This window comes from Mycolicibacterium insubricum (assembly GCF_010731615.1).
GTDB lineage: Bacteria > Actinomycetota > Actinomycetes > Mycobacteriales > Mycobacteriaceae > Mycobacterium > Mycobacterium insubricum.
In genome coordinates this window covers 2732426-2750218 of the sequence record NZ_AP022618.1, presented here as the reverse complement: position 1 = coordinate 2750218, position 17793 = coordinate 2732426, and the positions used below count along the sequence as shown (strand labels likewise).

Annotated in this window: 18 protein-coding genes; 11 read left to right on the top strand and 7 right to left on the bottom strand. The window is 67.5% G+C overall.

What is annotated here, in order from left to right; genetic code table 11:
- The first annotated feature begins 315 nt into the window (after positions 1-315).
- From G6N16_RS13090 to G6N16_RS13075, 4 genes are read left to right on the top strand one after another with little or no spacing between them, the layout of a single operon-like run.
- Positions 316-1338: an ABC transporter ATP-binding protein gene (locus G6N16_RS13090; protein ID WP_083031006.1), complete on the top strand. Its 1023-nt coding sequence runs from the start codon at positions 316-318 to the stop codon at positions 1336-1338.
- Between the two features lie 33 nt (positions 1339-1371).
- Positions 1372-2544: a polyamine ABC transporter substrate-binding protein gene (locus G6N16_RS13085; RefSeq protein WP_083030973.1), complete on the top strand. Its 1173-nt coding sequence runs from the start codon at positions 1372-1374 to the stop codon at positions 2542-2544.
- Position 2545: 1 nt separating this feature from the next.
- Positions 2546-3424 (top strand): ABC transporter permease, encoded by an 879-nt coding sequence (locus tag G6N16_RS13080; protein ID WP_083030975.1) that lies wholly within the window; start codon positions 2546-2548, stop codon positions 3422-3424.
- Positions 3421-4200: an ABC transporter permease gene (locus G6N16_RS13075; RefSeq protein ID WP_083030977.1), complete on the top strand. Its 780-nt coding sequence runs from the start codon at positions 3421-3423 to the stop codon at positions 4198-4200. The genes G6N16_RS13080 and G6N16_RS13075 overlap by 4 nt, the downstream gene beginning before the upstream one ends.
- A gap of 75 nt (positions 4201-4275) precedes the next feature.
- On the opposite strand, the gene G6N16_RS13070 is transcribed toward G6N16_RS13075, so the two are convergent.
- Entirely contained in the window at positions 4276-5073 is a 798-nt protein-coding gene (locus G6N16_RS13070) for a ketosteroid isomerase family protein (protein ID WP_083030978.1), read from the bottom strand.
- 123 nt (positions 5074-5196) lie between these two features.
- Between G6N16_RS13070 and G6N16_RS13065 the strand changes: the two genes are divergently transcribed.
- Genes G6N16_RS13065 through G6N16_RS13055 form a run of 3 tightly spaced genes read left to right on the top strand, consistent with a single transcriptional unit; the run spans position 5197 to position 8220 of the window.
- Positions 5197-6435 carry an MMP alpha-(1->4)-mannosyltransferase gene (locus G6N16_RS13065; RefSeq protein WP_083031008.1) on the top strand — a complete coding sequence of 413 codons (1239 nt, stop codon included), beginning with the start codon at positions 5197-5199 and terminating at the stop codon, positions 6433-6435.
- Entirely contained in the window at positions 6429-7166 is a 738-nt protein-coding gene (locus G6N16_RS13060) for a class I SAM-dependent methyltransferase (protein WP_083030980.1), read from the top strand. The genes G6N16_RS13065 and G6N16_RS13060 overlap by 7 nt, the downstream gene beginning before the upstream one ends.
- A complete protein-coding gene (locus G6N16_RS13055) occupies positions 7156-8220 on the top strand; it encodes a prenyltransferase (RefSeq protein WP_083030981.1) in 1065 nt (354 codons plus the stop codon). Before G6N16_RS13060 ends, G6N16_RS13055 begins: the two co-directional genes overlap by 11 nt.
- 14 nt (positions 8221-8234) lie before the next feature.
- Here G6N16_RS13055 and uvrA read toward each other — a convergent pair whose 3' ends face one another.
- Positions 8235-11264: an excinuclease ABC subunit UvrA gene (gene uvrA / locus G6N16_RS13050; RefSeq protein WP_083030983.1), complete on the bottom strand. Its 3030-nt coding sequence runs from the start codon at positions 11262-11264 to the stop codon at positions 8235-8237.
- A 154-nt stretch (positions 11265-11418) separates the two neighbouring features.
- Positions 11419-12249, bottom strand: a complete 831-nt coding sequence (locus tag G6N16_RS13045) for a hypothetical protein (protein WP_083030984.1) — start codon at positions 12247-12249, stop codon at positions 11419-11421.
- Between the two features lie 82 nt (positions 12250-12331).
- On the opposite strand from G6N16_RS13045, the gene G6N16_RS13040 reads away from it, so the two are divergent.
- On the top strand, positions 12332-13009 hold the full coding sequence (locus G6N16_RS13040) for an MBL fold metallo-hydrolase (RefSeq protein WP_083030986.1): 678 nt from the start codon (positions 12332-12334) through the stop codon (positions 13007-13009).
- 100 nt (positions 13010-13109) lie between these two features.
- Here the strand turns inward: G6N16_RS13040 and G6N16_RS13035 are convergent, their stop codons facing one another.
- Entirely contained in the window at positions 13110-13556 is a 447-nt protein-coding gene (locus tag G6N16_RS13035; protein WP_083030987.1) for a universal stress protein, read from the bottom strand.
- Positions 13557-13818: 262 nt separating this feature from the next.
- Between G6N16_RS13035 and G6N16_RS13030 the strand changes: the two genes are divergently transcribed.
- Complete coding sequence (locus G6N16_RS13030) at positions 13819-14202, top strand: phage holin family protein (RefSeq protein ID WP_083030989.1); 384 nt, start codon at positions 13819-13821, stop codon at positions 14200-14202.
- A 36-nt stretch (positions 14203-14238) separates the two neighbouring features.
- Positions 14239-14508, top strand: a complete 270-nt coding sequence (locus G6N16_RS13025) for a YdeI/OmpD-associated family protein (protein ID WP_083030990.1) — start codon at positions 14239-14241, stop codon at positions 14506-14508.
- 32 nt (positions 14509-14540) lie between these two features.
- Here G6N16_RS13025 and G6N16_RS13020 read toward each other — a convergent pair whose 3' ends face one another.
- The 3 genes from G6N16_RS13020 to G6N16_RS13010 form a co-directional block, all read right to left on the bottom strand.
- The gene (locus tag G6N16_RS13020) at positions 14541-15230 is read right to left on the bottom strand and encodes a nucleotidyl transferase AbiEii/AbiGii toxin family protein (protein WP_083030992.1); all 690 of its coding nucleotides are present in this window, start codon (positions 15228-15230) and stop codon (positions 14541-14543) included.
- Positions 15223-15717: a helix-turn-helix domain-containing protein gene (locus G6N16_RS13015; protein WP_083031009.1), complete on the bottom strand. Its 495-nt coding sequence runs from the start codon at positions 15715-15717 to the stop codon at positions 15223-15225. The genes G6N16_RS13020 and G6N16_RS13015 overlap by 8 nt, the downstream gene beginning before the upstream one ends.
- A gap of 123 nt (positions 15718-15840) precedes the next feature.
- Complete coding sequence (locus tag G6N16_RS13010; RefSeq protein WP_083030994.1) at positions 15841-16743, bottom strand: hypothetical protein; 903 nt, start codon at positions 16741-16743, stop codon at positions 15841-15843.
- Positions 16744-16957: 214 nt separating this feature from the next.
- Here G6N16_RS13010 and G6N16_RS13005 point away from each other — a divergent pair, with 214 nt between their 5' ends.
- Positions 16958-17785, top strand: coding sequence for a hypothetical protein (locus G6N16_RS13005; protein WP_234805849.1), 828 nt, complete (start codon positions 16958-16960; stop codon positions 17783-17785).
- The last annotated feature ends 8 nt before the right edge of the window (positions 17786-17793 follow it).

Genomic DNA, 17793 nt, shown 5'->3' with positions numbered 1-17793 from the left:
CGAGGTACGACGGCCGGACAACTGTCCGGGTGACAGTTAACCAAAACACGTTCCCGAAGTTGCCGGTGTGGCGGGTGCCGGGGAAATGAGGCGGCGCACCCACGGTTCGGCGAGAATCCCGGGACGCGGGTGTCTACCATTGGGCATCGTCGGCGCCGAGTACCGCCGGCGGGCAGTTTTGACCATCCGCACGCAGGGCGGCCATCACGGCGTAAAGGACCGGAGCTGACCAGTACCGACAGGGCTGAGGCCCGCGCGGCCGCACCGCAGTCCCCGGCCACGCCGACAGACCGGCCGGTCATCGAGATCGATCATCTGAGCAAACGGTTCGGGCAGCGTCTGGCCGTCGACGACGTCACCGCGTCGATCGGCCCCGGCGAGTTCTTTTCGCTGCTGGGGCCCTCCGGCTGCGGCAAGACGACCACGCTGCGGATGATCGCCGGATTCGACAGCCCCACCGGGGGATCCGTTCGTCTCGACGGCCGCGACGTCTCCCATGTGCCGCCGCACAGGCGGAACGTCAACACCGTCTTCCAGCACTACGCCCTCTTCCCGCACATGACGGTGTGGAAGAACGTCGCCTACGGGCCGCGCAGCCAGGGCCTGGACAAGGCGCAGATCCGCCGCCGCGTCGACGAGATGCTCGACGTCGTGCAGCTCACCGAGTACGCCGGTCACCGTCCGGGACATCTGTCCGGCGGCCAGCAGCAGCGCGTCGCGCTGGCCCGGGCGCTGGTCAACTATCCGACCGCGCTGCTGCTCGACGAGCCGCTGGGCGCGCTCGATCTCAAACTGCGCCACGAGATGCAGTTCGAACTCAAGCGGATACAGCGTGAGCTCGGCATCACCTTCGTCTACGTCACGCACGACCAGGAAGAGGCGCTGACCATGAGCGACCGGATCGCCGTGATGAACGGCGGCCGGATCGAGCAGATCGGCACCCCCACCGACATCTACGAGCGGCCCGCGTCGGTGTTCGTCGCCGGGTTCATCGGGCAGGCCAACCTGTGGCCGGCGCCCTGGGGAACCGCACTGGCTGCGACGGTCGCCGGCCGCGCGGTGCCCGACGGGCCCGCCACGCTGATGGTTCGCCCCGAGCGGGTGCGGGTGTCGGAGTCCGGTGATCCCGCGCATCCGGTCCCGGCCACCGTCGTCGACCTGGCGTTCCAGGGCCCGGTGGTGCGGTTGGCGCTGGCCGCCGGCGACCGATCACCCGTCGTCGCGCATGTCGGTCCCGATCAACAGCTGCCGCTGTTGCGCCCGGGCGACCCGGTCCATATCGGCTGGGCGCCCGAAGCCGCACTGATCCTGCCCGGCGTCCCCGAGGCGCCCCGATGACCCGTGTGACCCCGCCGAGAAAGGCCCACCGCCATGGTTGATCAGTCGTCCCGACGGCCGGCGTCACGTCGCTCCTTCCTCGGCGGTGGCGCCGCGGCGATCGCCGCCGCCGCTCTGGGCCCGTCGCTGCTCAGTGCCTGCAGCTCCGACAACAAGACCCCCGCGGGGACCGCCAACACCGTGGTGCCCGACGACGGCACCCCGGCCGCCGGGCTGCTGCGGGTGTCGAACTGGCCGAACTACATGCCGGCCGGGTTCGTCGACGCCTTCCAGCACGCCACCGGCCTGCAGGTGCAGTACCGCGAGGACTTCAACGACAACGAGGTGTGGTTCTCCAAGTACAAGGCGGACCTGGCCGCCCACCGCGACATCGGCGCCGACCTGGTGGTGCCCACCGAGTTCATGGCGCTGCGGCTGATGAACCTGGGCTGGCTCAACCAGATCAACCGCGAGCGGGTGCCGAACCTGGCCAACCTGCGCGCCGACCTGATCAACAGTCCCGCGGACCCGGGCCGCACGCACATCGCGCCGTATCTGACCGGGATGGTGGGACTGGCCTACAACAAGGCTGCCACCAAACGCCCGATCACCTCCGTCTCCGACCTGTGGGACCCGGCGTTCCGCGGCCGGGTGACCATGCTGGCCGACATGCAGGACGGCGTCGGGATGGTCATGCAGTCCCAGGGCAACTCCCCCGCCAACCCGTCGACGGTGACCGTGCAGCAGGCCGTCGACGCCATCCGGGAGCAGAAGGACAACGGGCAGATCCGCCGGTTCACCGGCAACGACTACCTCGACGATCTGGCCTCCGGCAATGTGGTTGTCGCCCAGGCGTATTCGGGTGACATCGCCGGACTCGGCGGGGACAACCCGAACCTGGAATTCATCATCCCGGACACCGGCGGGATGTGGTACACCGACACCATGGTGATCCCGTACACCACGGCCAACCAGAAGGCCGCCGAGGTGTGGATCAACTACATCTACGATCGCGACAATTACGCCAAGATCATCGAGATGAACCCGTCGGTGCCGGTGCTCTCCGATATGACCGGTGCGCTGGACAAGGTCGATCCGAAGTTGTCGGCCAACCCGTTGATCAACCCCAGCCAGCAGGTGCGTGACCGGCTGGTCAGCTGGGCGGCGCTGACCGACGAGCAGACCCAGGAATACAACACCGCCTATGCCGCGGTAACCGGCGGCTGAGGTGGCCGGTATCGCCACCGGCACCGCCCGCCGCGGTAGCCGGTTCGCGCCGTATCTGATGATCGCCCCGGCGCTGATCTACCTGACGGTGTTCTTCGCGGTGCCGATGTTCTCCCTGCTGCGCACCTCGCTGTCGACCAGCTCTGGATCGGTTTTCCTTCCGACGCTGACGTTTTCGTGGCAGTTCGACAACTACACACGCGCCCTGGACACCTACTCCGAACAGATCATGCGCTCGCTGGGCTATGCGCTGGCCGCGACGGTGATCTCGCTGCTGCTGAGCTACCCGCTGGCCTACACCATCGCGTTCAAGGCCGGACGGTACAAGAACCTGCTGCTGGGCCTGGTGGTGCTGCCGTTCTTCGTCACGTTCCTGATCCGCACCCTGGCCTGGAAGACCATCCTCGCCGACGACGGGTTTGTGGTGGGCGCTCTGGGCAGCGTCGGGTTGTTGCCCTCGGAGGGCCGGCTGCTCTCCACGAGCTGGGCGGTGATCGGCGGCCTGGTGTACAACTCGATGACGTTCATGGTGCTGCCGCTGTATGCCAGCCTGGAGAAGATCGACGTGCGGCTGCTCGATGCCGCGCGCGATCTGTATTCGACCGGGCCGCGGGTGTTCGGCAAAGTGGTCCTGCCGCTGTCGATGCCCGGGATCGTCGCCGGCAGTCTGCTGGTGTTCATCCCCGCCGTCGGTGACTTCATCAACGCCGACTACCTGGGTTCACCGCGAACCACCATGATCGGCAACGTCATCCAGAAGCAGTTCCTGGTGGTGAAAGACTATCCGGTGGCCGCCGCACTGAGCTTCGTGCTGATGGCCTCGATTCTGGCCGGGGTGCTGCTCTACACCCGGGCGCTGGGCACCAAGGACCTGGTGTGAGGGGGCTGGGCACGCTGGCGCTGCGGGTCAGTGCGGCGTTGGTGCTGCTGTTCATCTTCACCCCGATCTTCGTGATCGTGGCGTTCTCGTTCAACGCGCCGTCGGGCAAGTTCAACTACACCTGGCAGGGCTTCACCCTGGACAACTGGGCCGACCCGTTCAAGTATCCGGCGCTGACCGAGGCGCTGAAGATGAGCCTGCTGGTCGCCGGGATATCGACGGCGATTGCGCTGGTGCTGGGGTCGCTGATGGCGATCGCCATGGCGCGGCGGCGTTTTCGGGGCAGCTCGCTGGTGGAAACCCTGCTGGTGCTGCCGTTGACCGCGCCGGAAGTGGTGATGGGCGCGTCGTTGTTGACGTTGTTTCTGGATCTGGGCTGGGCATCGGGGCCGGTCACCATCGTCATCGCGCACGTCGCCTTCGAGATCAGCTTCATCGCGATGACGGTGCGCGCGCGAGCCCGCGGTATCGACTGGTCGCTGGAGGACGCGGCGCTGGATCTGGGTGCGGGCCCGGTTCGCACCTTCGCCACCGTGACGCTGCCGATGGTCGTACCCGGTGTGGTGGCCGCGGCGATGCTGTCCTTCGCCCTGTCGCTGGATGACTTCATCATCACCTACTTCGTCAGCGGGTCGACGGTCACCTATCCGCTGTATGTCAACGCCGCGGTGAAGGCCGCCGTGCCGCCGCAGATCAACGTGCTGGCCACCGCGATCCTGGTGGTGAGCCTGGTGCTGCTGGCGCTGGGCACGCTCTACCGCCGCAAGCGGCTCTAGTCGGGTCGAACGTGGGCCGGAATCAACTCGGCACGCCAGTAAGCACCACGGTCGGCGAGGTGGGAGCGACCGCAGTCAGCTGGGCGTGAAATACCGCAGCCCGACGACCTGCGCCCCGGCGCCGAACTCGGCGATCAGCACACCCCGGGCGGTGTCGGTGCGGACGGCGACGGCGATATAGCGGCCGGCGGCGATGTGTTTGGTCCAGGTCGCCCCGCGCAGCAGCGCACCGATCCCGTCGGCGCTGACCGCGGTGTCATCGCCGAGGTTCACCGCGACCCCGCGGCCGAGGATCCGGCGGACGGCCAGCTCGTCGCCGCGGGTCAGCGCCGTCGTCAGGGTGTTCAGCGCGGCGCGCTGCCGGGCTCCGGGACGTCGGGCTCCGGCGGCAAAACCGAGGGCGCCGACGGGATTCTGATTGGTCAGCAGCGCGCGGGTCAGTCGGAGTCCGGGCCCGAGCGCGGCGATGCCGTTGCTGGCGAACTGCCACACCATTGCCGGCAGCTCCCAGAACGCCTGCAGCTCGGCGATCTTCGGCTCGCCGGTGGACTCGACGACGACATAGCGCAGGTAGGCGGGGATTTCCATGGTGACCCCGCCGCCCATGCCCACCTGCAGCGTCAGGCTGCGCAGCACGGTGGATCCGGCCACGATGTCGAGGTCGCGGTGAAAGACGATGTCGCGCGGCCCGATGAACGTGTCGTAGAACCGCCCGATCGCGGCGTGCCCGGTGTGGCGCCGCGATCCGACCGGATCCTCGACGCTGCCGTCGTCGCTGAACAGGTTCACCCAGCCGCTGCGATCGTGCGCAGCGGCGAACGCGGGAGACTGTTCGACGACGGCCAGCAGCTCGGCCGGCGCGGGGACACTCACCCCGTCACCGTATCGCGTCGCAGGCCGGGGGCTCGGCGTTGCATCGCCCCGGTGATCGAACTAAAGTCTGGACACATGTCCAGAAATTCTGCCAAGGGGGTTGGCGCGCGCCCGGAGGACGCGCTGCGCATCGCCTTGCTGTCGTATCGCAGCAAGACCCACTGTGGTGGCCAGGGCGTCTACGTGCGGCACCTGTCCCGCGGGCTGGTCGACCTCGGACACCACGTCGAGGTGTTCTCCGGGCCGCCTTATCCGGAGGGCCTGGATCCGCGCGTGCGGCTCACCACCGTCGCCAGCCTGGACCTCTACCGCGAGCCGGATCCGTTCCGGACTCCGCGGCCCAGCGAGATCAGGACCCCCATCGACGCCCTGGAGCTGGCCACCATGTGGACGGCCGGCTTCCCCGAACCCCGCACGTTCAGCCTGCGGGCGGCCCGGCTGCTGGCCGACCGGCGCGCGGATTTCGACGTCGTGCACGACAACCAGTGCCTGGGCACCGGGCTGCTGCGCATCGCGCGCGCGGGCCTGCCGGTGGTGGCCACCGTGCATCACCCGATCACCCGGGACCGGGTGGTCGACCTGGCCGCAGCACGGTGGTGGCGCAAACCGCTGGTGCACCGCTGGTACGGCTTCGCCGAGATGCAGAAGAAAGTCGCCCGCCAGATCCCCGACCTGCTCACGGTGTCCACCGCCTCGGCCGACGACATCGCCGAGGATTTCGGCGTCGGGCGCGACCAACTCCAGGTGGTACCCCTCGGCGTGGACACCCGGCTGTTCGCCCCGGGTGATCAGCCCCGGGTCCGGGGGCGGATCATCGCCATCGCCAGTGCCGACGTGCCGCTCAAGGGCGTGTCGAATCTGCTGCACGCGGTGGCCAAGCTGCGCAGCCACCGCCAGGTGGAGCTGCAACTGGTGGCCAAGCTGGAGAACGGCGGGCCCACCGAGAAGCTGATCGCCGAGCTCGGTATCTCCGACGTGGTGCGGATCTCCAGCGGCCTGTCCGACGACGAACTCGCCGGGTTGCTGTCATCCGCGGAAATCGCCTGCATCCCTTCCCTTTACGAAGGGTTCTCGCTGCCCGCGGTGGAGGCGATGGCCAGCGGAACCCCGATCGTCGCCAGCCGTGCCGGTGCCCTCCCGGAGGTGCTCGGCACGCCCGGCGACTGCGCGGTGCTGGTGGCCCCGGGCGACATCGAGGAACTCACCTACAACCTCGGTGAGCTGCTGGACTCCCCCGCGCGGCGCCAGCGGATGGGGGCGGCGGGCCGCAAACGCGCAGTCGAGGTGTTCTCCTGGCCGGCGGTGGCCGCTGCAACCGCCGCCGTGTACCGGCGGGCCATGGACCGGTGCGCCCCATGCTGACCGTCGACTTCGACCGGCTGGGCATCGGGCCCGGCATGCGGGTCATCGACGTCGGCTGCGGCGCGGGCCGGCACAGCTTCGAAGCCTACCGCCGGGGCGCCGACATCGTCGCGTTCGACCAGGACGAGGCCGAGCTGGCCGGTGTGGCAACGATGTTCGGGGCGATGGCCGATGTCGGGGAGGCCCCGGCGAGTGCGCAGGCGCAGGCGGTGGCCGGTGACGCCCTGGCACTGCCCTACCCCGACGGGCACTTCGACGTCGTGATCGCCTCGGAGATCCTCGAGCACGTCCCCGCCGACGACGCGGCCATCGACGAGCTGGTCCGGGTACTGCGCCCCGGCGGGCTGCTGGCGGTGACGGTGCCCCGCTGGCTGCCGGAGCGCTTGTGCTGGCTGCTCTCCGACGACTATCACGCCAACGAGGGCGGCCACGTCCGGATCTACCGCGCCGACGCACTGCGGGACAAGATCACCGCCCGGGGGCTGGCCTGCACCCACACCCATCACGCGCACGCTCTGCACTCCCCCTACTGGTGGCTGAAATGCGCTGTGGGAGTGGAGAATAACGAGCACCCCGCGGTGACCGCCTACCATCGGCTGCTGGTATGGGACATGATGTCCGCGCCGCTGGCCACCCGGGTCGCCGAGACCGCGCTCAATCCGCTGATCGGAAAGAGTGTCGCCCTGTACTTCCGCAAACCAGCCGCGCCAGGGACCGACGGTGCTTCCTGACACCCCGTCGGTCCCCGGGATCCTCTCCGCGCAGCAGTGCCGCGACACCGCCGATTCCATTGTCGCGGTGCAGCATCGGTCCGGCGCGATCCCCTGGTCGGCCGGCGGGCACACCGACCCGTGGGATCACGTCGAATGTGCGATGGCCCTGACGGCAGCGGGCCGGCTCGACGCCGCGCGCGCGGCCTACGAGTGGTCGCGACGTACCCAGCGGCCGGACGGGTCGTGGCCGATTCAGCTGCGCGGCGACGTCGTCGAGGACCCGCACAGCGACACCAACTTCTGCGCCTATATCGCCGCCGGGGTGTGGCACCACCTGTTGGTCACCGGTGATCGCGATTTCGCGGCGACCATGTGGCCCACGGTACGGCGCGCCATCGACTTCGTGCTCGATCTACAGCGCCCGGGCGGCGAGATCTGCTGGGCACATTCGGTTTCCGGCCCCATCCCGGAGGCCCTGGTCACCGGCAGCGCCAGCATCCAGCACAGCCTGCGCTGCGCCTTGGCACTGGCGGACACGCTCGGCGAATCCCAGCCGGACTGGGAGCTGGCCGCCGGCCGACTCGGCCACGCGCTGACCGATCACCCGGAGCTGTTCACCGAGAAGCCGCACCATTCGATGGACTGGTACTACCCGGTGCTCGGCGGTGCGCTGCGCGGCGCGGCGGCCGAGGAACGAATCACCGACCGCTGGTCGGAGTTCGTCGTCGAGGGCCTGGGTATCCGCTGCGTCGACGACCGGCCCTGGGTGACCGGCGCCGAGACCTGCGAGCTGGCCCTCACGCTGCAGGCCATCGGCGATGTCGACCGGGCCACCGAGCTGCTGGCCAACATGCAGCACTTGCGTGAGCGGGACGGCTCGTATTGGACCGGGCTGGTCTACGCCGACGGGAAGCGCTGGCCGGTGGAGCGCACCACCTGGACGGCGGCCGCGGTGATCCTGGCCGCCGACGCGCTGTCGGATGCCACCGGCGGGGCCGGCTTGTTCCGCTGCGACGAGCTGCCCACGGTCCCGGTGGACGGCTGCGACTGCGCGAGGGCTCGCGCGCGCTGACCTGCGGCGGGCGCTCAGCCGCGCGCGGTGACCTTCTTCGCCCGCGCCGGCGCCGCCTTTTTCGCTGTCGTTTTCTGGGCGGCAGCCTTCTGCGCAGCCGGCTTCTGCGCGGCGGCCTTCTTGGCGGGGGCTTTCCTGGCCGGGGCCTTCTTCGCCGGTGCCCGGGTGAGCTGAGCCGGGGCTCCGCGCCCGTCGAGCACCTCGGCCAGGAACTTGCCGGTGTAGCTCTCCGGCACCGCCGCGACATCCTCCGGGGTGCCCTGAGCGACGACCATCCCGCCGCCCGATCCACCCTCGGGGCCCATGTCGATGAGCCAGTCGGCGGTCTTGATGACGTCGAGGTTGTGCTCGATGACGATCACCGTGTTGCCCTTGTCGACCAGCCCGTTGATCACCTTCAACAGCTTGCGGATGTCCTCGAAGTGCAGACCCGTGGTCGGCTCGTCGAGGATGTACACCGTGCGGCCGGTGGACCGTTTCTGCAGCTCGGCGGCCAGTTTCACGCGTTGGGCCTCGCCGCCGGACAGCGTCGGCGCGGGTTGCCCGAGGCGCACGTAGCCCAGGCCAACGTCGAGCAGGGTCTTGAGGTAGCGGTGGATGGAGCTGATCGGTTCGAAGAACTCGGTGGCCTCCTCGATGGACAGATCCAGCACCTCGGCGATGGTCTTGCCCTTGTAGTGCACCTCGAGGGTTTCCCGGTTGTACCGGGCGCCGTGGCACACCTCGCACGGCACGTACACGTCGGGCAGGAAGTTCATCTCGATCTTGAGCGTGCCGTCACCCGAGCAGGCCTCGCAGCGTCCGCCCTTGACGTTGAAGGAGAACCGGCCGGGTTGGTAGCCGCGCACCTTGGCCTCGGTGGTCGCCGCGAACAGGGTGCGGATCTTGTCGAACACCCCGGTGTAGGTGGCGGCGTTCGACCGCGGGGTGCGCCCGATGGGCGACTGGTCGACCCGCACCAGCTTGTCCACCTCGTTGAGACCGTTGATCCGGGTGTGCCGGCCGGGCACCATCCGGGCGCCGTTGAGCTTGTTGGCCAGCACCGTCGCCAGGATGTCGTTGACCAGGGTCGATTTGCCCGACCCGGACACGCCGGTGACCGCGGTCAGCACACCGAGGGGGAACGAGACGTCGATGTCGCGCAGGTTGTGCTCGCGGGCCCCGACGACGGTCAGCACCCGGGAATGGTCCACCGGGCGCCGCACCATCGGGACCTCGATGCTTTCCCGTCCGGCCAGGTACGCGCCGGTGATGGAGGCGGGGTTGGTCAGCAGCTCGTCGTACGGGCCGCTGTGCACGACGGTGCCGCCGTGTTCGCCGGCGGCCGGCCCGATGTCGACGACCCAGTCCGAGGAGGCGATGGTGTCCTCGTCGTGCTCGACGACGATGAGGGTGTTGCCGAGGTCACGCAGCCGCGTCAGCGTCTCGATCAACCGCCGGTTGTCCCGCTGGTGCAGGCCGATGGACGGCTCGTCGAGCACGTACAGCACCCCGACCAGACCGGAGCCGATCTGGGTGGCGAGCCGGATGCGTTGGGCCTCACCACCGGAGAGGGTGCCCGCCGCGCGCTCCAGCGACAGGTACTCCAGGCCGACGTCGAGCAGGAATCCCAGCCGTGACTGCACCTCCTTGAGCACCTGCCCGGCGATGGCCTGCTCGCGCGGGCCCAGGGTCAGGGCGTTGAGGAAGTTCGAGCAGTCGGCGATGGACAGCGCACAGACCTCGGCGATGGACATGGCGCCCAGGTCACCGGCGGCCAGGGTGACCGCCAGGATCTCCGGCTTGAGCCGGGTGCCGTTGCACTCGGGGCAGGGCACGTCGCGCATGAAGCCTTCGAGCCGTTCCTTCATCTGCTCGGATTCGGTCTGCTCCATCCGGCGCTGCAGGTACGCCAGCACGCCTTCGAAGTCGGCGTAGTAGGAGCGGGTGCGGCCGTAGCGGTTCTTGTAGCGGACGTGGACCTGCTCGTCGCAGCCGTTGAGGATGGCGTTGCGGGCCTTGGCCGGCAGTTTGCGCCACGGGGTGTCGACGTCGAAGCCCATCGACTCCCCCAGCCCGGCCATCATCCGGGTGAAGTACTCGGCGGTGTGGCCCATGGACCACGGTGCGACGGCACCCTCGGCGAGCGTCAGTTCCGGATCGGGCACCACCAGGTCGGGATCGACCTCCTTGCGGATACCCAGGCCGGTGCACTCCGGGCAGGCGCCGTAGGGCGAGTTGAAGGAGAACGACCGCGGCTCCAGGTCGTCGACGGCCAGCGGGTGCCCGTTGGGGCAGGCCAGCTTCTCGGAGAACCGCTGTTCGCGGTGCGGGTGGTCGTCTTCGCGGTCGACGAATTCCAGCACCACGATGCCGTCGGCGAGGTTCAGCGCGGTCTCCACCGAGTCGGTGAGCCGCTGCTTGGAGCTCGCCTTGACGGTCAGGCGATCGACGACCACCTCGATATCGTGCTTCTCCTGTTTCTTCAGTTTCGGCGGGTCGGTGAGCGGATAGACGACGCCGTCCACCCGGGCGCGGCTGTAGCCCTGGGAGTTGAGCTTGTCGAAGAGGTCGACGAACTCGCCCTTGCGGGTGCGGACGACGGGTGCCAGCACCTGGAAGCGCAGGCCCTCGTCCATCGCGAGCACCTGGTCGACGATCTGCTGCGGGGTCTGCCGGGCGATCTTTTCGCCGCACACCGGGCAGTGCGGCGATCCGGCGCGGGCGTAGAGCAGGCGCAGGTAGTCGTAGACCTCGGTGATGGTGCCGACCGTCGAGCGCGGGTTGCGGTTGGTGGACTTCTGGTCGATGGACACCGCCGGTGACAGGCCCTCGATGAAGTCGACGTCGGGCTTGTCCATCTGGCCGAGGAACTGGCGCGCGTAGGCCGACAGCGACTCCACATACCGGCGCTGGCCCTCGGCGAAAATGGTGTCGAACGCCAGCGAGGACTTGCCCGAGCCGGACAGCCCGGTGAAGACGATCAGGGCGTCGCGGGGCAGGTCAAGGTCGACGCTGCGCAGGTTGTGTTCGCGCGCGCCCTTGACGATCAGGCGGTCAGCCACCGGTCACTCTCCGATTCTTGTCGGGCCGAAAACAGGCCAGCGTCCATCGTAGGTGGCGGCCCCGACAAGTCGAGCGGCGAGGAACGAGCCACGAAGAGCTTGGCGGGCCGGAGGACACCGACAAGTCGAGCGGCGAGCAACGAGCCGCGAAGAGCTAACCGAAGACTTCGGTGAGGGTTGTAGCGGTGGCCGCCTTGACCAGCCAGGTGTCCAGTAGGTTCGGGTCGGTGCATCGGCGCACGCGGTCCCGCTCATCATCGGGGACGGTGATTCCCCGGGCGGTCAGGACGGCCAACAGGGCTTCGGCTTTACCCTGGTCGAAGTAGGTGCGGGCGAACTCGCCTTTGTACTGCCAGTCGGTGGCGGTCATGAGGTGCTCCAGGTGGGTCAAGGCGGCCGGCGGCAGCGCTGACTGTAGAAAGTCAGTGTACAGCGGGCTGCGGTCGTCATCGGGGGTCAAAGCGGCGAACACAGCGTCGAGCGTCCGGTGCTCATCGGCATGAACGAACGCAGAGAGCATCGCCATCTCCAGGTCCGCGCGGGCAATATCGGGATCGGTGATAACCGGTATGTCGGACGGGCCCACAACCGCCGGCCTCAGCAGTACCGAACCGCCGAGATCACCACAGCCCGCCGCCCATCGCGCGGTTGCGTCGTCGGTACAGATGATCAGCAGGATCACCGGGCAACCCAGCCGAACATGCAAAGAGGCCAGGTAGCTCAGCCAGCGGGTCGGTTTTCGTATGTCGCGGGCCAACTGGACCTCGGCAACGATCCCGAGCGCCGTCGCGCCCGTCTCGTCATGCAAGGTGATCACCGCGTCGGCGCGCTGCTCAGTCGGTGTCGCCAGCGACAAGTCCGGTGCCCCCTCCCGCGCCGTTAGATTCTGCGCAGCTGAGCTCCCGCCCCTCCTCGCCAGTCCCATCGCGAAGCCAGGCACCTGACGCATCAGCGCCACCACCACTTCGTGCAGGCTCGACGGCATATCCGCACGCTATGCCCGGGCACCGACAGGTGGAACGTACCTACCGGCGGCTCAGGTCGCGCTCACAGTAATCTCAATGCCCATGACCGTCGTCTCGGAGAGCTACACCGGCCACGTCGAATCCGGCACCGCTGCGGTGCGCAGGCTGCCCGGCGCCACCATCATCAAGGCGTCGGTCGGCCCGATGGACAACAACGCCTACCTGGTGACCTGCACCAACACCGGAAAGACATTGCTCATCGACGCCGCCAACGACGCCGATACGCTCGCCCAGCTGATCACCGAGCACACCCCCGACGTCGCGCTGATCTTGACCAGCCACCAGCACCTGGACCACTGGCAGGCACTGGTTCCGATCGCCGAGATGACCGGCGCCCCGACGGCCTCGCACGAGTTGGACGCCGATCCGCTGCCGGTGCGACCGGACCGCCTCATCGCCGACGGCGACACCATCGACATCGGTGACCTGCACTTCACCGCCATCCACCTGCGCGGCCACACCGAGGGCTCGATCGCCCTGGCGCTCGACGGCGACGCCACCGGCGGAGTCACCCAGATCTTTTCCGGCGATTGCCTTTTCCCGGGCGGGGTGGGCAAAACCTGGGCCGACGGGGACTTCGAGCGGCTGCTCGGTGACGTCTCGACCAAGCTGTTCGACCGCTACGACGACGACGCGGTGATCTACCCGGGGCACGGCGATGACACCACGCTGGGCGCCGAGCGGCCGCATCTGGCCGAGTGGCGGGCCCGCGGCTGGTAGCCGCCGGTGGCCACCGCGTCGATCCCGGCGCCACGCGCGGATGTTCCGGGCATGACAACGCCCCGCCGGTCCTTGTGGGAGGCGGGGCGTTGCGCGGTCTTCAGTTGGTGGTGTGGACGATCAGGACGTCGCACTTGGCCTTGCGGGCCACGTTCGCCGGCACCGAGCCCAGCAGCCGCCCGGCGATGGTGCTCAGGCCCACGTTGCCGATGATCAGCAGGTCGGCGTCGATCTCCTCCGACAGTTCGACCAGGGCGTCGACCGGGGCGCCGACGATGGCGCGCTCGACGACGTTGGTCGCACCGGCGGCCTTCGCCCGCTCGCTGGCCTCCTGCAGGATCGCGTAGATCGGTGCGTTGCCGGCCATCTTGTAGCCCTCGTCCTTGAGGATGTCGGCGGCGCGGGAGTCCTCGTGCGACGGGAAGTAGGCGGTGGCCACGACGACCTTGGCGTCGGGCCCCGAGGCGAGCGAACCCGCGCGGTCGACGGCCTTCAGCGACGAGTCCGAGCCGTCCGTGCCGACCAGCACGGTCTTGTAGCCGCTCATCCATATCCTCCAAAAGATTCGGTTGCAGTGTTTGCACAGCCAATCCCCGACATTAGTCCGCCGAGCCACGGATCGGGGGGGATTTCGCAACTGCGCCACGCCGCCGATTTCCCGCGATCAGCGCGCCGAACAGCACATTCGTCGGTGAAACTACATCGACGTGACCTTGCTGACACGTGACGGCCGTCGCAATGACAACGGTGACCGGCGATTCCGGCAGCAAAAAATGTCGGCCGCGCCACGTCGGTGCCATGATGAACCCATGACCGCATTCCTGATCCGCACGTCGCTGGTGGGGTTCGCACTCTGGGTCGTGACGTTGATCGTTCCGGGCGTGAAAATCGTCGGCGGCGAGGGCGACACGCTCAAGCGCATCGGCATCATCTTCGTGGTGGCCGTGCTGTTCGGGCTGGTCAACGCGGTGATCAAACCGATCGTGCAGGTGCTGGCGATTCCGCTGTACATCCTGACGCTGGGTCTGGTGCACGTGGTGATCAACGCGCTGATGCTGTGGATCACCTCGTGGATCACCGACAACACCACCCATTGGGGACTGCACGTATACCCGTTCTGGTGGCAGGCGATCTGGGGTGCCATCGTGCTGTCCCTGGTGAGCTGGGCGATCTCCGAGCTCATCCGCGGGTAGCGCCGCATCCGACACCACCGCACCTACCCTGGGACTGTGACTGGAGAGCAGGTACCCGGAGGCGTCGTCCACGAACTGCCCGAAGATCTGCGCGCCGAGTTGCTGACCGATCCGGCGGTGCTGGCCGCCTGGTGTGACATCACGGTGCTGGCCCGCAACGAGTTCATCTGCTGGGTCGAGGACGCCAAGCAGCCGGCCACCCGGGCCCGGCGGATCCGTCGGACCCGCGAGGAACTCGAGGAGGGCAAACGACGGCCGTGTTGCTGGCCGGGGTGCAAACACCGGGAACACACCGGGAAGCCGTGACCTCCAACGTGTCCGGAAGCTGCTAGCAACGGCTACGGGTTGAGCCGTTTGATGCGATTCCACAGCTCCGCCTTGGAGATGCCGGACATGTGCAGCTCACGAATGCAGTCGTCCAAGCGATGTGGGTTATCCCGCAAGTATTCGATGGCGTTGCGCAGGTCGCCGACGACCGCCGACCGATAGGCGGTTTCCGCTTTGCCAATGGCCCGTGTCATCACGGTTGAGTCAGGGGCCATCATGGCGAGGTCGATGATGTCCCGGCTGAACACCGATTGATCAGCCCACCGGTCAGAGTTGGCGAGCAGCTTGGTGGTCGCCATGTCAAGGTTGGTCAAAGTCGCAACGCCACAGATGTTGTCGCCAGGGCTCGGCGGCTCGAGCTCAATCCGGCCTTCCGCGACGATCTCAAATCTGATCGGCGCACCCTCCACATCTAGCAGAGTTCTGATGCCGTACCGGTCCGCAACCACGGGCCGAATTGCTGAAATCGGCTTTCTGGTAAGCGCATTGAACCCTTTCGGCCGACGAACCAACTCGCGCAACTGGCCGTACCCGGACTTGTCGGAGACGAGGAAGTCGATATCGACAGATTCCCGGTACTCGCCGTAGCGCAGTGCGATCGCGGTACCACCGCCGAAGTAGCAGCTCGACTCCGCCAGCAAGTCCGAATCGAGAGCATCGAGGACAACGGCGATCTGTAGGTGGTGCGCCCGCTTAAACAAGGAGCGTTCCCCTGCTGTAGGCGTGGGCGAGCTGGCGAACGAGCGCGCGTTCCGCGTCGGCCATGGCGCTCTGGTCGACGTGCCGCCAGTTCCGTTCATACAGCTGCAGCGCTTCCACGCCGGACAACGTAGTCTCGGCGCGCAGCTGCCATGCGATCGCCCGAAGCTGCGGAAAATCCCCAACCCGGACGGTCTCCGGCGGTGGTTGCTCATCCGGCGTTTGCGGGCCCGCGTGCACCCGGTTCGTCAGGCCGTCTTCAAGTGTCAACCGCAGCCCCAGGGCGACGGCCGCGTTCAGGTAGGCGCCGATGGTCACCGCCGCGGATCCCGCCTCGATGCGATGCAGGGTAACCCGTGACATTCCCGCCGACTCAGCGGTGGTTGCAGCGCTGAGGCCGAGCGCTCGCCGACGGTCGCGGAGCTGACCGCCGAGCTCGGATAACCACGCCTGGGTGCGTTCCGCTACCTGGGGATTTCGCGCCGGCATGTATCTCATTGTATACAGGCGGGGCCGATGGCGCTGGGTAACGTTACCGCTGGCGGATTGCCGGTCTCCCTCAGTCCTGAACGGGGCAGATCGAGGCTTTCTGCCTCCTGGTCGGCCGTACGGCTACCCCTGAGCTTGGGCGGCCACCCGGTCGATCGCGTCGGCAAAGGGGCCCTCGATGAGTATGCCGGTGGCATCGCCGTCGACATTGCGCTGGGTGATGCGCTGGACTCGTCCGTTGTGCCAGTAGTAGGTATCGGGGCTGATCGGCCCGGCGGCTTCGCTGGCCTGCCCGATGGTGACGGGCACGATCCATTGCAGGGCCTCCATCACCTGTGGGCCGACTGCGTGCAGCAGGACCAGGCTGCGTTGCGGGACCGAGAAGATGACCCCCAACGGCGCAGAGCCACCGAAGACCGTGTCGATGAGTGCGGGCATGTTGAGCACCTTGGACGCGATGAAGAACGAGTCCCCCATCAGAACCACCACGCCGTGATCCATCCGTTCGATGTCCATCGGTTCGGCGTCGGTGTTGCGTTGTCCGATCTGGAACAGCAGGTCGACGTCGTGCCCGTCGAGCTGTTGGTCGACGATCGTCTGCACCGAGGTCGGCAGGTCGCGGTTGAGCTCAACCACCAGACCGTCGAACGCCGGGCGGGCGTAGGTGGAAGTCATCTTTTCCGGCGGAATCGGCGGATTGAGCCGGGTCCGGATCTGACGCTGAAGATCGTTATCGCTCAACATCGTCACCGGCGCAGCGTTGCGCCCCTGAAGAATATGGTCGAAGTGCTCGTGCACCGCGTGCGCCCACTCATGCGGTTGCAGCAGTGCGCATTTTTTCTGCACGTTGTAGAGCCAATACTCGTACCCGTCCCGATCGACCAGGTGATCATCGCCGCGAGCGTCATTGTCCCCCGGCGCGACGGTGATCCCACGCTGGGCCAGGACCTCGATCGCCAGTCGACGCACAGTCTCGAAGCGGTCCCCGGTCGAGCCATCCTGGTCGTCGCTGAAGTCGGATTCCATGTAGGTCGTTGCCCCCGGTAGATGGATGTGTTGGATGCTGGCACCCGTGCCGTCGCAAGGCTACCCGCCCGGACGGTGGCGAGAGCGCACGAAAACTTCAACACGCAATGGTCGGGCATGATGGACCATTGTCCACGTGACAAATAATCCGGTGACGCCTCCTCGCCCCGTCGATGTGACTCAATGGGTGCCCCAGCTGGCGGACTATCGGAGGGTGACGACTCGGCTGCACCCTCGACGCGGCGCGCCCGGCCCGTGGACGAGTTCCATCGGCGGCCCGATGCTGTGGCCCGCAAGTGAGTCATGGCCCACGTGCGAGAACCCCTGGTTCTACTGGGATCTCGACGATTCAGCGGCACAACCCGACGAGGCGCGTCCACACACGCATCCCAACCCGCTGGTACCGGTGCTGCAGCTGTTCGCGCGAGACGCGCCCAATCTCACGTATCCACCGAGAGCCGATCTGCTGCAAGTCCTTTGGTGTCCGGTGACGCATGCGCAGCTGCCCGGCGAGGAGGATGCATACTCCCCCGCGGTGCTTGTCAAGTGGCGCGATTCGACCACCCTGCTTGGAGCCGCCACAGACCACCCGCTCCCCTTCGACGCCGAGGACGAACTGGTCGCAGCGCCTTGTGCGCTGCACCCCGAGCAGGTCGACGAGTATCCGATCGACCTACCGCAGGAGCTCTGGAATCGGATTGACGTTGCCGAGGACCAGGGCTGGAACTGCGGCGACGACGGCGTGGCCTATTTGTCTGATCTGTCCGTGGCGCCCGGTACCAAGGCCGGTGGTTGGCCGCGCTGGCACTCGTTCGACCCCTACCCGATGCCATGCGTGGCCTGCGGGCGCCAGCTCGACCTGCTTATTGCCTTCGGCACCTATGAACGCGACGACGGGGTCGGCCACTGGGATCCTCCCGACATCAGCGACCTCGGTCTCGACGACACCACTGGTCTCATCCTTGGCCGTGGCGGTGACCTGCAGATTTTCTACTGCACGACCAATCCCCTGCACCCCGTCCATAGCCACGTGCAGGGCTAGCGAGGCAC